The following is a 14,838-nucleotide window of genomic DNA, read 5'->3' as shown; positions in this document are numbered from 1 at the left end:
TAAAAATAAGACGTATCGACTCACGCACAATAAAAACAAGACGGCGAGAGGCGTAGCTAACTGATTCTTTTGGAGAGGCGTTGTATTTGGGGCTTGCCCCACGACCAGGCCGAGAACAACAAAAACTGTCACAAGACAGAGCCTGAACTGGTTGGATCGCAAGATCACTGCAACACAGCGACCAAAGCAATCCGTTTGCTCTTGGCTCCCGATTGGGAGGGTCATGAAGGAAAAACTTCATGGCGAGGGCACTTAACAAAAACAAAAAGCCCGAATCAAAAATAAAAATAGAGCATGCAACTACTTTCTTGGGGAGCTTCGGCTCCCCTTGTAGTTTCTGCGATTCGGCATTCACGCCCCTGTAGCAGCTGCCGAGCAGCGCGAGGCTGCGTTCGACTGCGGAGCAGTCGCAATACAGGCAACCGATTTCTTCTGACACTCCCCAATCTCTGGTTTGACGACTGCTTCGCAGTCGAACGCAGCCTCGCGCTGCTCGACAGCTGCTACAGTCCCAGGCGTACCAGCCCCTGCTTCAAGCGCTTGCGCAGCTTCCTACACCATCCCCCGACTAAATGCTAGAATCCCCGCCCATCATGCGGTCATTCTTCGTTTTGGCCGAACATTCCTTCAAACAGTGCATCCCATGCTGAAGAAGCTGTTCCAGTCATTCCGTTCTCCCAAGCGTCATACGCAACACATTCGCAGTACGCCTGAAGTGCTCAACAGCGGCCAACATTCGCTGCAAAAGGCCCAATTCAGTCGCTACGCGGTGAACATTGTCGAACGCCTGCAGAACGCCGGTTATCAGGCTTACCTGGTCGGCGGCTGCGTGCGTGACATGCTGCTCGGCATCACGCCAAAAGACTTCGACGTCGCCACCAGTGCCACACCTGAACAGGTGCGGGCCGAATTCCGCAACGCGCGGATCATCGGTCGCCGCTTCAAGCTGGTGCACATTCACTTTGGCCGCGAAATCATTGAAGTCGCGACCTTCCGCGCCAATCACCCGCAAAACGATGAAGAGGAAGACAGCAACCAGTCTTCCCGCAACGAGAGCGGGCGCATCCTGCGCGATAACGTCTATGGCACGCTGGAAGAAGACGCGCAACGCCGCGACTTCACCATCAACGCCTTGTATTACGATCCGGTCAGCGAGCGCATCCTCGATTACGCCAACGGCGTACACGACATCCGCAATCACCTGATCCGCCTGATCGGCGACCCGAAGCAACGCTACCAGGAAGATCCGGTACGGATGCTGCGAGCCGTGCGTTTCGCCGCCAAGCTGAATTTCGGCATCGAAAAACACAGCGCCGTGCCAATCCGTGAGCTGGCGCCGATGCTGCGCGAGATCCCATCGGCCCGCCTGTTCGAAGAAGTACTCAAGCTGTTCCTCTCCGGCCATGCCGCGGATACCTTCGAGATGCTGGTCGACCTGCAGCTGTTCGATCCACTGTTCCCGGCCAGTGCCGAAGCGCTGGAATACAACCCGACCTACACCCACACGCTGATCAGCGATGCGTTGATCAACACCGACCTGCGGATCAAGCAGAACAAACCGGTGACCCCGGCGTTCCTGTTTGCTGCGCTGCTGTGGCCTGCCCTTCCTGCTCGCGTACTGCGCCTGCAAGAACGTGGCATGCCGCCGATTCCTGCGATGCAGGAAGCCGCCCATGAACTGATTGCCGAACAGTGCCAGCGCATCGCGATTCCGAAGCGCTTCACCATGCCGATCCGCGAGATCTGGGACATGCAAGAGCGTCTGCCACGCCGCAGCGGCAAGCGTGCCGACCTGTTGCTGGACAACCCGCGGTTCCGTGCCGGTTACGACTTCCTGCTGCTGCGCGAAAGCGCCGGCGAGCAGACCGACGGCCTGGGCGAATGGTGGACGGATTATCAGGACGCCAATGACAGCGAACGTCGCGACATGATCCGCGACCTCAGCGGCAAGGATGACGGCACCGGCGCCCCACGCAAGCGTCGCCGCAGCGGTGGCGCCAAGCGCAAACGCACCGTCGGCGCACCGAGCGCTACGGGCGAGTAATCCATGGAACGCATCTACATCGGCATGGGCAGCAATCTGGCTGACCCCGCCGAACAATTGCGCAGCGCGGTCGACGCGCTGGCGCAGTTACCGCAGACCGAACTGATCGGGGTTTCCGGGTTTTATCAGAGCGACTCCCTGCTACCCGGCCAACCGCGTTACACCAACGCGGTTGCCGCCCTCGACAGCACGCTCGCGCCGCTGGAACTGCTTGATGCGCTGCAAGCCATCGAAAACGGACAGGGCCGCGAGCGCCTTGAACGCTGGGGGCCACGTACGCTGGATCTCGACATCGTACTGTTCGGTGATCGGCTGATCGACGAACCTCGCCTCAAGGTGCCTCACTACCATATGCAGGAACGCGCTTTCGTTCTCTATCCGCTGGCCGAACTGGCGCCTGCGGATTTGCGTCTGGCTGATGGCCGCAACCTCAGTGAACTGCTCGCTGCCTGCCCGTTCGTCGGCCTGGAACGCCTCTCTCCGAATTAATGCGAATCCCCTGTGGGAGTGAGCCTGCTCGCGATAGCGACTTAACATTCACCGAAGATGTTGACTGTCAGGACGCCATCGCGAGCAGGCTCGCTCCCACATTGGTTTTGTGTCGAACACAAGATCTGGAGTTGCTGAATCGCATCAGTTACCCCGGTAACACCCCACGCGTAACAATGCGGTAACACACGCAATTGACTTCCCGAGTTCTCCTCACGACTATAGGCGTCCCGCTGCCGCCAACACGGCGTTGAAGGGCGCAATCCAGGCCTTAAAAGCACGACAACAGACCGTGCGCCTGTATTTAACGAAGAATCACGCGCGTTACTCGCAGTAGTTTCCACAGCGCCTGAATGAGGAACTTTTCATGCCAGCCATCACCCTGACCACTCTGCAAGGTCTCAAGCAAAAAGGTGAAAAGATCACCATGCTGACCTGCTATGACGCGACCTTCGCCCACGCCTGCAATGAGGCTGGCGTCGAAGTGCTGCTGGTGGGCGACTCCCTCGGCATGGTTTTGCAAGGTCACGACAGCACCCTGCCGGTCACCACCGCTGAAATGGCTTACCACGTGGCGTCCGTCAAACGCGGTAACACCGATGCGTTGATCCTCGCCGACCTGCCCTTCATGGCCTACGCCACCCTTGAACAAACCATGACCAACAGTGCCCTGTTGATGCAGGCGGGTGCGCACATGGTCAAGGTTGAAGGTGCGCTGTGGCTGGCGGACTCGATCCGTCTGCTGGCCGAACGCGGTATCCCGGTGTGCGCCCACATGGGGCTGACACCGCAATCGGTGAATATTCTGGGCGGTTACAAAGTCCAGGGCCGTAGTGAAAACCAGGCACGGCAGATGCGTGCCGATGCCATCGCTCTGGAACAGGCGGGTGCAGCCATGCTGTTGCTCGAGTGCGTACCGAGTGAACTGGCCGAGGAAATCACCCAGGCGGTGGGTATCCCGGTGATCGGCATCGGCGCCGGCAGTGGCACCGACGGCCAGGTGCTGGTTCTGCACGACATGCTCGGCCTGTCGATCACGGGCCGCGTGCCGAAGTTCGTGAAGAACTTCATGGCCGGGCAACAGAACATTCAAGCGGCGCTTGGTGCGTACGTCACTGAAGTCAAAGCGGCGACTTTCCCTGGTATCGAACACGGATTCTCTGCATGAACACCGTAAAAACCGTACGCGAATTGCGGGCCGCCGTGGCCCGTGCCCGCAGTGAAGGCAAGCGCATCGGCTTCGTGCCGACCATGGGCAACCTGCACAGCGGTCATGTGGCACTGGTGACCAAAGCCACCCAACGGGTGGATTTCGTGGTCGCGAGCATTTTCGTCAACCCGTTGCAGTTCGGCGCTGGCGAAGACCTCGACAAGTACCCGCGCACCCTCGCGGCCGATCAGGAGAAACTGCTCCAGGCCGGTTGCCACCTGCTGTTCGCGCCAACCGTTGAAGAAATGTACCCCGACGGCATGGTCGGCCAGACCCGCGTCAGCGTTCCGCAACTCTCCGAAGGCCTGTGCGGAGCCAGTCGTCCTGGGCATTTCGAAGGTGTGGCAACGGTAGTCACCAAACTGTTCAACATGGTCCAGCCGGACCTGGCGATCTTCGGCCAGAAAGACTTCCAGCAACTGGCGGTGATCCGCGCCCTGGTGCATGACCTGAACATGCCGATCCAAATCATCGGCGAACCGACGGTACGTGCAGCCGACGGCCTGGCGCTGTCGTCGCGCAATGGTTTCCTCAGCGAAGAACAGCGGGCCGTTGCGCCGGTTGTGTATCGCGGTTTGAGCCAGATTGCCGAGGCGATCAAACAGGGCGAACGGGATTTCCCGGCGTTGATCGATGCGCAGATCAAGCAGCTTGAAGCGGCAGGTTTGCGTCCTGACTATCTGGAAATTCGGCATGCGCTGACCTTGCGCCCGGCAACTGCGCAGGATCGGGATCTGGTGATTCTGGTGGCGGCGTTCCTGGGCACTACGCGGTTGATCGACAACCTGCATCTGAACCTCGACGCGCCCGCATAAACACTACAAAACCACTGTGGGAGCGAGCCGGCTCGCGATAGCGATATCACAGTCGACAGAGAGGTTGCCTGTGAGCAAGCCATCGCGAGCAGGCTCGCTCCCACATTGGGTCTGTGTGGGTGCTCACGCCGTATTGCTGGCCCTCAAGCCTTTGGGCACAATGCCCGCCGTTCGATTCCGACCTGGGGAAACACTCATGCACGCCATCATGCTCAAAGCCAAGCTGCATCGCGCCGAAGTCACCCACGCAGTACTCGATTACGAAGGTTCCTGCGCCATCGACGGCGAATGGCTGGACCTGTCCGGCATCCGTGAGTACGAACAGATCCAGATCTACAACATCGACAATGGTGAACGCTTCACCACCTACGCGATTCGTGGCGAAGAAGGCTCGCGCATGATCTCGGTCAACGGTGCCGCCGCACACAAGGCCAAGGTCGGTGACCGCGTGATCATCTGCGCCTACGCCCACTACAGCGAAGCCGAGCTGCTCAACTTCAAGCCACGCATGCTCTACATGGCGCCGGGTAATGAACTGAGCCACACCAGCAATGCCATTCCGGTTCAGGTCGCCTGATCCGGTCTTAGCCTCTCCCCCCTTCCGTTTGTCGGACCGTTCCCTGCTCGATGTATAAAAAAGTACCGGGAACGGGTCAGACAAAGTCAAGACAGATCGCAGCGCGAGGTTTACTGTATTCGCCCTGTGTCATGAAATCGTGTCGACGCAGTTGACCGGACGCCCACCCGCAGCGCTCCGGTATTTTTAGTGTTCAAAAGGCCGTTCAAGTAAAAAGGAAAACCGCAGCGATGGCGTATTACCGCACCCCTCAAGACGTTACCGCTCTGCCCGCCTGGCAAGCGCTGAATGACCACCGCCAAGCCATGCAGGATTTCAGCATGCGCGAAGCCTTTAATGCCGATCCGCAGCGCTTTACCCAATTCACCCTCAGCAGCTGCGGTCTGTTTCTCGATTACTCGAAAAACCTGATCAACGCCCAGACCCGCGATCTGCTGGTGGGCCTGGCCAACGAAGTCGACCTCCAGGGCGCGATCAAAGCGCTGTTCGAAGGCGAAATCGTCAACTCCTCCGAAGGTCGTCCGGCCTTGCACACCGCCCTGCGCCGGCCGGTCGGCGACAAGCTGAAGGTCAACGGCGTCAACGTGATGCCGGAAGTGCACAAGGTCCTGAACCAGATCACCGACCTCGTGGGCCGTATCCACGACGGTTTGTGGCGCGGTTACTCCGAGAAGCCGATCACTGACGTGGTGAACATCGGCATCGGTGGCTCGTTCCTCGGCCCGGAGCTGGTCTCCGAAGCGCTGTTGTCCTACGCCCAGAAAGGCGTGCGTTGCCATTACCTGGCAAACATCGACGGCAGTGAGTTCCACGAACTGACCATGAAGCTGCGTGCCGAAACCACGCTGTTCATCGTTTCGTCGAAATCCTTCAACACCCTCGAAACCTTGAAGAATGCCCAGGCCGCACGCGCCTGGTACCTGGCTCAGGGTGGTTCGGAAGCCGAGCTGTACCGTCACTTCATCGCCGTCTCCAGCAACAATGCAGCGGCGGTGGCCTTCGGGATCCGCGAAGAAAACATCTTCCCGATGTGGGACTGGGTTGGCGGCCGTTACTCGCTGTGGTCGGCCATCGGTTTGCCGATTGCCCTGGCCATCGGCATGTCGAACTTCAAGGAACTGCTGTCCGGTGCCTACACCATGGACCAGCATTTCCAGAGCGCGCCTTTCGAACAGAACATGCCGGTACTACTGGCCCTGCTCGGCGTGTGGTACGGCAACTTCTGGGGCGCGCAAAGCCACGCGATCCTGCCGTACGACCACTACCTGCGTAACATCACCAAGCATTTGCAACAGCTGGACATGGAGTCCAACGGCAAGAGCGTGCGCCAGGACGGCACCCCAGTATCCACCGACACCGGTCCGGTGATCTGGGGCGGCGTGGGTTGCAACGGTCAGCACGCGTATCACCAGTTGCTGCACCAGGGCACCCAACTGATCCCGGCCGACTTCATCGTGCCGATCGTCAGCTTCAACCCGGTGTCCGACCACCACCAGTGGCTGTACGCCAACTGCCTGTCGCAAAGCCAGGCGCTGATGCTGGGCAAGACCCTTGCCGAGGCCGAAGCCGAATTGCGCGACAAAGGCATGAGCGAAGAAGAGGTGCAGAAACTCGCGTCTCACAAGGTGATCCCGGGCAACCGTCCGAGCAATACCCTGGTGGTCGAACGCATCAGCCCGCGTCGTCTCGGCGCTTTGGTGGCGATGTACGAACACAAAGTCTTCGTGCAAAGCGTGATCTGGGGCATCAATGCCTTCGACCAATGGGGCGTGGAGCTGGGTAAAGAGCTGGGCAAAGGCGTTTACAACCGCCTGGTCGGCAGCGAAGAAACCCCGGCTGACGATGCCTCGACCCAAGGCTTGATCAACTACTTCCGCGGTCGTCACCGCGGGTGATCTGACGCCACTCGGCGGCACTTGTGGGAGCGAGCCTGCTCGCGATGGGGCATGACATTCAACATTAGTTGTATGTCAGACCGCTATCGCGAGCAGGCTCGCTCCCACATTGGTTTGCGGCAGTCACAAATTTTGTAGCCGTCCCCTTCCAAACCGATCGGCAGCTGACTTGAACCCTTCCCCCACTCGGCGCATCTTTATTACTTGTCGCAAAACAAGAATAAGGAACCGTCATGTTCGATATCAGCACGTTCCCCCAAGCCGATGCCGTCCGCCGGGCTGCAAATCTGAGTCAAGACGACTATAAGCGCCTCTATCGCCAATCCATCGAGCACCCCAGCACCTTCTGGGCCGAACAAGCCACACGCTTTCTCGACTGGAGCACCCCCTGGGATACTATCCAGCGCTATAACCTGAAAACCGGTGAGGCGAGCTGGTTTGCCGGCGGCAAGTTGAATGTCAGTTACAACTGCATCGACCGTCATCTGGAAAGGCGCGGCGATCAAACCGCGATCATCTGGGAAGGCGACGATCCCGCCGAATCTACCCAGATCAGCTACAAAAAACTTCATCACCACGTCTGCCGCCTGGCCAACGTGCTCAAAAGCCGTGGCGTGAAAAAAGGCGACCGCGTGTGCATCTACCTGCCGATGATCCCCGAAGCCGCCTACGCCATGCTCGCCTGTACGCGCATTGGCGCGGTGCATTCGGTGGTGTTCGGTGGTTTCTCTCCGGACTCGGTGCGAGACCGGATTCTCGATGCCGACTGCCACACCGTGATCACCGCCGATGAAGGCGTACGCGGCGGTAAAGTCGTGCCGCTCAAGCAGAAGGTCGACAAAGCGCTGCAAAACTGCCCGAACGTCAGCACCGTGATCGTGGTCGAGCGAACTCAGGGCGAAGTGGACTGGGTCGAAGGCCGGGACATCTGGTATCACCAGGCGCTGCGTGACGTCAGCGACGATTGCCCGCCGGAACCGATGGGCGCCGAAGACCCGCTGTTCATCCTCTACACCTCCGGCAGCACCGGCAAACCCAAAGGCGTGCTGCACACCACTGGCGGCTATCTGCTACAAGCGGCGATGACCTTCAAGTACGTGCTCGACTACCGCGACGACGAAGTCTTCTGGTGTACCGCCGATGTCGGCTGGGTCACCGGCCACAGCTACATCGTCTACGGGCCGCTGGCCAACGGCGCGACCACGCTGATCTTCGAAGGCGTGCCGAGCTACCCAAGCAGCTCGCGCTTCTGGCAGGTGATCGACAAGCACCATGTAAACATTTTCTATACCGCCCCGACCGCCCTGCGCTCCCTGATGCGTGAAGGCCCCGAACCGTTGAAGGAAACTTCCCGCGCGAGCCTCAGATTACTCGGCACTGTCGGTGAGCCCATCAACCCGGAAGCGTGGGAGTGGTACTTCAATGCCGTCGGCGAACAGCGTTGTCCGATCGTCGATACCTGGTGGCAGACCGAAACCGGCGGCATCATGATCAGCCCGCTGGTCAGTGCTCAACGGATCAAACCCGGTTGCGCCACACAACCGATGTTCGGCGTGCAACCGGTGTTGCTCGATGAAGTGGGCAAGGAAATCAAAGGCGCCGGCAGCGGCGTGCTGGCGATCAAATCCAGCTGGCCGGCGCAGATCCGCAGCGTCTACGGCGACCCGCAACGCATGGTCGACACCTACTTCAAGCCCTACCCCGGTTACTACTTCACTGGCGACGGTGCCCGGCGCGATGAGGATGGCGATTACTGGATCACCGGGCGCATCGACGACGTGATCAACGTCTCCGGGCACCGCATCGGCACCGCGGAAGTGGAAAGCGCATTGGTGCTGCACGACAGCATCGCCGAAGCGGCGGTGGTCGGTTACCCGCACGACGTCAAGGGTCAGGGCATCTACGCCTTCGTCACCCCCATGAACGGCACCGAGCCCAGTGACGAACTGAAGAAAGCGTTGCTGGCTCACGTCAGCGAGGAAATCGGCAGCTTCGCCAAACCGGACCTGATCCAGTGGGCGCCGGCCTTGCCGAAAACCCGTTCGGGCAAGATCATGCGGCGCATTCTGCGCAAGATCGCCTGCAACGAACTGGACAGCCTGGGTGACACCTCGACCTTGGCTGACCCGAGCGTGGTCCAGGATCTGGTCGATAAACGCCTGAACCAATAAAGGCTTGTTTCAAAAGCCTGCGCGGCCGTTAATGGCCGCGCCTTCTTTTCCGCCACTGAGTCGTCATGGAATTCATTCGAACCCGCATCGAAACCCAGGTCATGAGCCTGACCGGTCTGTCTCTGGGCAAGCTCGACCTGGAAAACCCCAAGGGTGATCCCGGCCTGTTCGGCCCCGATTCGGTGAGCTGGCAAGTGCATGGCGACTTCAGCAGCATGCTGATCGGCGGCATCAGCGCCCTGATGCTGCAAGCCCTGCATCCACTGGCCCTGGCCGGGGTGTGGGACCATTCGAATTTCCGCGAAGACATGATCGGCCGACTGCGTCGTACCGGGCAGTTCATTTCCGGCACCACGTTCGGTTCGCGAAAGGATGCCGACTGGCTGATCGAGAAAGTCCGCACCATCCACCTGCAAGTGACCGGCACCGCACCGGATGGCCGGCCCTACGCGGCCAGCGATCCCGATCTATTGACTTGGGTGCACGTGGCCGAAGTCAGCAACTTCCTCGCCGCGCACATGCGTTACCGCAATCCGAACCTGTCCCTGGCTGATCAGGACCGTTACTACGCAGAGATCGCGATAGTTGCCGAACGGCTCGGCGCCCGTGATGTGCCCCGTTCGCGGCAGGAAATTGCCGATTACCTTGAGCGCATTCGTCCACAGCTGTTGTGCGACGAGCGCAGTCGAGAGGTGTTGCGGCTGTTGTTGAACGCCCCGTCCCCCAGCCGTTTGGCCAGACCTTTCGGCGGCTTGATGATGAAGGCCGGGATCGACCTGCTGCCGGATTGGGCCAGTGACATGCTGGGCGTCAGCCAGAGCCCGCTGCAACGCAAGCTGATCCGCGCCAGCGTCAATCGCAGCGTGCCAATGCTGCGCTGGGCGGTGCGTAACGGTTCGGTGCAACGGGCCAAACGACGGATGGGATTGTTGTAGGTTTGATCGTTCCCACGCTCCGCGTGGGAACGATCAAAACGCTGAATGTCAGCCTTCTGTGGCGAGGGAGCTTGCTCCCGCCCGACCGGGCTGGCGCACCAGTGCGAAGCGCTCGCAAAATCTTCGACAAGTACTGAGATTATGGGGGCCGCTTCGCAGCCCAGCGGGAGCAAGCTCCCTCGCCACAGGTGCAATGCTGTTAAACTCCCGCGCCAAATTCCCCTCCTGCAAGGCGCACAGCATGTCTTCCTTGAATCAGGCGCTGCGCGCCGCCCTCGATCGTCGTCAGGACCTGCTGGCCGAACTGCATCAGCAAGGCACCGATTGCTATCGCCTGTTCCACGGCAGCCAGGAAGGCGCCGGCGGCCTGACGATCGACCGCTACGGCCCGCAATTGCTGGTGCAAAGTTTTCACCAGTCGCTGGAACGGGATGCGCTGCTGCAACTGCACGACACCATCAATCAGCACCTGGGCCTCGAAACGCTGCTGGTCTACAACGATCGCTCCCGGGGCAACTCACGCATCGACCGTGAAGACACCGTCTACCGCGCCGACGAGGCTGCCCTGCAAGACTTGGTCGGTCACGAGTGGGGCTTGAATTACCGGGTTCGCGGCCGTCACGCCGGCCAGGACCCGCTGCTGTTCCTCGACCTGCGCAACACGCGTGGCTGGGTCAAGCAGCACAGCAAAAACAAAAGTGTGCTCAACCTGTTCGCCTACACCTGCGGCGTCGGCCTGAGTGCGGCGGCCGGTGGCGCGAGCGAAGTCTGCAACCTCGATTTCGCTGAGGGCAACCTGGCCGTCGGCCGTGAGAACGGCCTGCTCAACCCGCAGTTGCCGACCATGGACTTCATCCAGTCCGACTACTTCCCGGCCATCCGCCAGTTGGCCGGCCTGCCGATCAGCCAGCGCCGCGGGCAAAAACTGCCGAGCTATCAGCGTCTGGAACAGCGTCAGTACGACCTCGTGCTGCTGGACCCGCCAGCCTGGGCCAAGAGCGCTTTCGGCACCGTCGACCTGCTGCGCGACTATCAGAGCCTGCTGAAACCCGCACTGCTGACCACCGCCGACAATGGCGTGCTGATCTGCTGCAACAACCTGGCAAAGGTCAGCATGGACGACTGGCGCGAGCAGGTCTTGCGTTGTGCCGAGAAAGCCGGCCGGCCGGTGCGCGAGTGGACAGTGATGAAGCCGGGCGGCGATTTTCCGTCAATGGATCAGCAGCCGCCACTGAAAACCCTGATCCTCCAGCTCTGAGATTCGGCCATAAAATCAGACAAATCCTATAAAGCAGGATCGCTTCGGAACCAGAAACGCGTGCCATACTCCAACGCACTCCGATTCAGACAGATGAAGCCACACATGCCCAAAGGATTGATCCGCGCTATCGGCGCTCTGTTGACCGCTCTAGCCCTCTACAGCCTGCTGGGGTTTCTGATTTTGCCGGGCATCGCGTTACGGGTGGCCAATCAACAATTGGCCAGTTACGCAACGACGCCCGCGACGATCCAGCGGATCGAACTCAACCCGTTCAGCCTGGAAGTCACCCTGTGGGGCCTGATCATCGGCGAGCCGGGCAAGGAGCAGGTCGGCTTCGAGCGCCTGTACGCCAATTTGCAGATCGACAGCCTCTGGACCAAGGCGCTGCACCTGTCCGATATCGAAATCGACAAACCCAAGACCGAAATCCTCTTCGGCAAGGACGGCAAACTCAATTTGCTCGGCCTGTTCAAAATCCCTGTCAGCGAGCCAACCCCGGCCGACCCGGACGCCAAGCCATTCCCATTGCGCATCGAGCGGATCAAACTGGCCGGCGGCTATGTGCACTTCCAGGACGCACGGCCCAGCGAGCCGATCGAATTCCTCTACGACAAACTCGATTTCGAGTTGAAGAACCTCAGCACCCTGCCGGAAGACAGTGCCGACATGACCTTGATGGCCGTCGGCCCGGGAGGTGGACAGATCGACTGGACCGGCAATTTCAGCCTGATCCCGCTCGCCTCCGAAGGTAAGCTGAAAATCACCGATGGCAAGATGAAATCCTTCTGGCCCTATGTGCGTGACGCGCTGCCACTGGTGCTTGAAAACGGCATTCTCAGCCTGAGCACCGACTACAAACTCAACCTGTCCAAGGAAACCGAACTGCTGTTGAGCAACGTCGCCGTCAGCATCGCGCCGTTCGCGATCAAAGCACCAGACGGCCGGCCGCTGGCGAAGCTCGAGCGTCTGGACATCAGTGAAACCACCGTGGACCTGGCCAAGCAACAAGTGGTCGTCGGCAAGATCCGCAGCCAGAAACTGGAAACCTGGGCCGCCCTCGAGGCGGACGGGCAACTCGATTGGCAGAAACTGTTCGCCAGCCAACCGTCCAAAGCCGCCGTTAAAGCCAAGGCCGAACCGGCCAGCGCCCCGGCCGCCGCCGATTCACCGAAACCCGAGCCGGCGCCACCGAGCAAGCCATGGCAGGTGCTGCTCAAGGACGTGCAACTGCGCAATTACCAGGTGCATCTGGCGGACCGCAAGGCGCAACCCGCCGTGGCGCTGGACGTCGGCCCGCTGAACCTGGACCTGCAGAATTTCGACAGCCTCAATGGCTCGCCTTTTAACCTCAAGCTCGATACGGGCGTGGGCAAGCAAGGCAAGATCACGGCAGACGGTATCGTCAATCTGGCCCCGGTCAGCGCCAGGTTAAACGTACAAACCAGGGACATCGACCTGCGCGTCGCCCAGTCCTATATCAACCCGTTCATTCGCCTGGAACTGCGCAGCGGCATGCTCGGCAGTGATCTGGCGGTCGATCTCAAAAGCACTGAGCCGCTGGCATTCAACGTCACCGGCCGTGCCCAGGTCGATCAACTGCATACCCTCGACACCCTCAAAACCCGCGACTTCCTCAAGTGGCAGCAATTGGTGCTTGAAGGCCTGAACTATCAGCACGGCGACAGCCTGTCGATCGACAAGGTCAACCTGTTCCAGCCTTATGTGCGCTTCATGATCAACGATGACCGCACCACAAACGTCGACGATCTGCTGATTCCGCAACCGCCGGACTCCGGCGCCAAAACGGCTGCTGCCAAACCTGCCGGCAAGGAAAAGCCGCTGGGCATCCACATTGGCGGCATTGCCATCAATGACGGCTCGGCCAACTTCGCCGACTTCAGCCTGACCCCGAATTTCGCCACGGCCGTTCAACAGCTCAATGGGCAAATCGGCACCATCGACAGCCGTCAGGCGAAACCGGCCAGCGTCGATATCAAAGGCAAGGTCGACCGTTATGCGCCGGTCACCATCAAGGGCGCGGTCAACCCGTTCGACCCGATGGCCAGCCTCGACATCGCCACCAGTTTCAAACGTGTCGAACTGACCACGCTCACGCCCTACTCCGGCAAGTTCGCCGGTTACCGCATCCGCAAGGGCCGACTCAATCTCGACCTGCACTACAAGATCACCAACGGCCGACTCCTGGCTGAAAACAAAGTGGTGGTCGAGCAGTTGCAACTGGGTGAAAAGGTCGACAGCCCGGACGCCGTGAGCCTGCCGCTGAAGCTGGCGATTGCCTTGCTCAAGGATGTCGACGGCAAGATATCCATCGAGCTGCCAGTGAGCGGCGACCTGAACAACCCGCAATTCAGTGTCATGCCTATCATCTGGCAGACCCTGCGCAACCTGATCGTGAAGGCCGCAGCAGCGCCCTTCAAAATGATTGGCGGGCTGGTCAGTGGTGGCGGTTCGGAAGATTTGGGCACCGTGTCGTTTGCGCCGGGTTCAAGCGACCTGAGCAAGGACGCCGAAGATTCGCTGGTCAAACTGTCCCAGGCTCTCAAGGAGCGCCCGGCACTGCGCCTGGAAATCGAAGGCACGGCGGCCGCCAGCAGCGATGGCCCGCTGATCGCCGAGCAACGTCTGGAACGCGAATACCAGTACAACTACTACAAAATGCTCCAGCGCCGCGGTGACAAGGTGCCGGCTCAGGCTTCATTGCTGCAGGTACCGGATAACGAGAAAGGTCCACTGCTGGAAGGGATCTACCGCACGCGCCTGAAGACGCAGCCGCCCGCAGAATGGAAGGATCTGGGCAAGGAAGAACGCACGGCAAAAATGCGTGAAGGCGTGATCAAGTTCTGGAGTTCCAGCGACGTTCTCTTGCGCCAGCTGGGCCAGGAACGCGCCAGCAGCATCAAGGATTATCTGGTCGACAAGGGTCAGCTGGCCGATGACCGCGTGTACTTCATCGACGCTAACCTGGGCGAAGCGGAAAGTGACGGTCGGGTGGTTACGCCGCTGCATCTGGACGCCGAATGACAGGCTCGAAATGGCTGATGAGCCTGGCTCTGGCGATAGCCGCAGCGCAGGCTTCGGCAGCCGACACCCTGCGTTGCGGCAGTCAATTGGTCAGTGTCGGTGACAGGTCCAGCGAGGTGCTGCAGAAATGCGGAGAACCGGTCAGCCGTGATCTGTTGGGCTACAAGCGCAGCGCTAACCGCCGGGAAGAGTTTCAAGTGGAGGAATGGACCTACGGGCCCAACGGCGGGATGTATCAGTACCTGCATTTTGAAGGTAATCGTTTGAAGCAGATCACCAGCAAGCGCGGTAACTGAATCCACCACAACATCATGTGGGCACAATTTAATGTGGTTTTGCGCTGCCCCAAATAGAACAGGCCCCTGACACGAATGTCCGGGGCCTGTAATGGCCACATCC

At 60.0% G+C, this 14,838-nt stretch carries 11 protein-coding genes; all 11 read left to right on the top strand.

The window, feature by feature from the left end; all coding sequences use genetic code 11:
* Positions 1 to 643 precede the first annotated feature (643 nt).
* Positions 644 to 2,044 (top strand): polynucleotide adenylyltransferase PcnB, encoded by a 1,401-nt coding sequence (locus tag ACQ4OB_RS05790; protein WP_074870944.1) that lies wholly within the window; start codon positions 644 to 646, stop codon positions 2,042 to 2,044.
* 3 nt (positions 2,045 to 2,047) lie between these two features.
* A complete protein-coding gene (folK, locus tag ACQ4OB_RS05785; RefSeq protein WP_074870945.1) occupies positions 2,048 to 2,533 on the top strand; it encodes a 2-amino-4-hydroxy-6-hydroxymethyldihydropteridine diphosphokinase in 486 nt (161 codons plus the stop codon).
* Positions 2,534 to 2,900: 367 nt separating this feature from the next.
* On the top strand, positions 2,901 to 3,701 hold the full coding sequence (gene panB, locus ACQ4OB_RS05780; RefSeq protein WP_076029729.1) for a 3-methyl-2-oxobutanoate hydroxymethyltransferase: 801 nt from the start codon (positions 2,901 to 2,903) through the stop codon (positions 3,699 to 3,701).
* Positions 3,698 to 4,558 carry a pantoate--beta-alanine ligase gene (gene panC / locus ACQ4OB_RS05775; protein ID WP_074870949.1) on the top strand — a complete coding sequence of 287 codons (861 nt, stop codon included), beginning with the start codon at positions 3,698 to 3,700 and terminating at the stop codon, positions 4,556 to 4,558. The genes panB and panC overlap by 4 nt, the downstream gene beginning before the upstream one ends.
* A gap of 196 nt (positions 4,559 to 4,754) precedes the next feature.
* On the top strand, positions 4,755 to 5,135 hold the full coding sequence (gene panD, locus ACQ4OB_RS05770) for an aspartate 1-decarboxylase (protein ID WP_008153310.1): 381 nt from the start codon (positions 4,755 to 4,757) through the stop codon (positions 5,133 to 5,135).
* A gap of 230 nt (positions 5,136 to 5,365) precedes the next feature.
* On the top strand, positions 5,366 to 7,030 hold the full coding sequence (pgi, locus tag ACQ4OB_RS05765) for a glucose-6-phosphate isomerase (protein ID WP_074870952.1): 1,665 nt from the start codon (positions 5,366 to 5,368) through the stop codon (positions 7,028 to 7,030).
* Between the two features lie 233 nt (positions 7,031 to 7,263).
* The gene (gene acs, locus ACQ4OB_RS05760) at positions 7,264 to 9,201 is read left to right on the top strand and encodes an acetate--CoA ligase (RefSeq protein ID WP_430955264.1); all 1,938 of its coding nucleotides are present in this window, start codon (positions 7,264 to 7,266) and stop codon (positions 9,199 to 9,201) included.
* A gap of 65 nt (positions 9,202 to 9,266) precedes the next feature.
* Complete coding sequence (locus ACQ4OB_RS05755) at positions 9,267 to 10,136, top strand: oxygenase MpaB family protein (RefSeq protein ID WP_430955263.1); 870 nt, start codon at positions 9,267 to 9,269, stop codon at positions 10,134 to 10,136.
* 241 nt (positions 10,137 to 10,377) lie between these two features.
* On the top strand, positions 10,378 to 11,394 hold the full coding sequence (locus tag ACQ4OB_RS05750; RefSeq protein WP_074870958.1) for a class I SAM-dependent rRNA methyltransferase: 1,017 nt from the start codon (positions 10,378 to 10,380) through the stop codon (positions 11,392 to 11,394).
* A 93-nt stretch (positions 11,395 to 11,487) separates the two neighbouring features.
* The gene (locus tag ACQ4OB_RS05745; RefSeq protein ID WP_102616132.1) at positions 11,488 to 14,439 is read left to right on the top strand and encodes a DUF748 domain-containing protein; all 2,952 of its coding nucleotides are present in this window, start codon (positions 11,488 to 11,490) and stop codon (positions 14,437 to 14,439) included.
* Entirely contained in the window at positions 14,436 to 14,735 is a 300-nt protein-coding gene (locus tag ACQ4OB_RS05740; RefSeq protein ID WP_430955262.1) for a DUF2845 domain-containing protein, read from the top strand. The genes ACQ4OB_RS05745 and ACQ4OB_RS05740 overlap by 4 nt, the downstream gene beginning before the upstream one ends.
* The last annotated feature ends 103 nt before the right edge of the window (positions 14,736 to 14,838 follow it).

It is taken from the genome of Pseudomonas sp. ES4 (assembly GCF_050586665.1).
GTDB lineage: Bacteria > Pseudomonadota > Gammaproteobacteria > Pseudomonadales > Pseudomonadaceae > Aquipseudomonas > Aquipseudomonas frederiksbergensis.
This window is presented reverse-complemented; position numbering and strand designations above follow the sequence as displayed.

Bases quoted from the DNA above. Each gene is read 5' to 3' on its own strand.
- ACQ4OB_RS05790 (WP_074870944.1), top strand. From the start codon at position 644: ATGCTGAAGAAGCTGTTCCAGTCATTCCGTTCTCCCAAGCGTCATACG.
- folK (WP_074870945.1), top strand. From the start codon at position 2,048: ATGGAACGCATCTACATCGGCATGGGCAGCAATCTGGCTGACCCCGCC.
- panB (WP_076029729.1), top strand. From the start codon at position 2,901: ATGCCAGCCATCACCCTGACCACTCTGCAAGGTCTCAAGCAAAAAGGT.
- panC (WP_074870949.1), top strand. From the start codon at position 3,698: ATGAACACCGTAAAAACCGTACGCGAATTGCGGGCCGCCGTGGCCCGT.
- panD (WP_008153310.1), top strand. From the start codon at position 4,755: ATGCACGCCATCATGCTCAAAGCCAAGCTGCATCGCGCCGAAGTCACC.
- pgi (WP_074870952.1), top strand. From the start codon at position 5,366: ATGGCGTATTACCGCACCCCTCAAGACGTTACCGCTCTGCCCGCCTGG.
- acs (WP_430955264.1), top strand. From the start codon at position 7,264: ATGTTCGATATCAGCACGTTCCCCCAAGCCGATGCCGTCCGCCGGGCT.
- ACQ4OB_RS05755 (WP_430955263.1), top strand. From the start codon at position 9,267: ATGGAATTCATTCGAACCCGCATCGAAACCCAGGTCATGAGCCTGACC.
- ACQ4OB_RS05750 (WP_074870958.1), top strand. From the start codon at position 10,378: ATGTCTTCCTTGAATCAGGCGCTGCGCGCCGCCCTCGATCGTCGTCAG.
- ACQ4OB_RS05745 (WP_102616132.1), top strand. From the start codon at position 11,488: ATGAAGCCACACATGCCCAAAGGATTGATCCGCGCTATCGGCGCTCTG.
- ACQ4OB_RS05740 (WP_430955262.1), top strand. From the start codon at position 14,436: ATGACAGGCTCGAAATGGCTGATGAGCCTGGCTCTGGCGATAGCCGCA.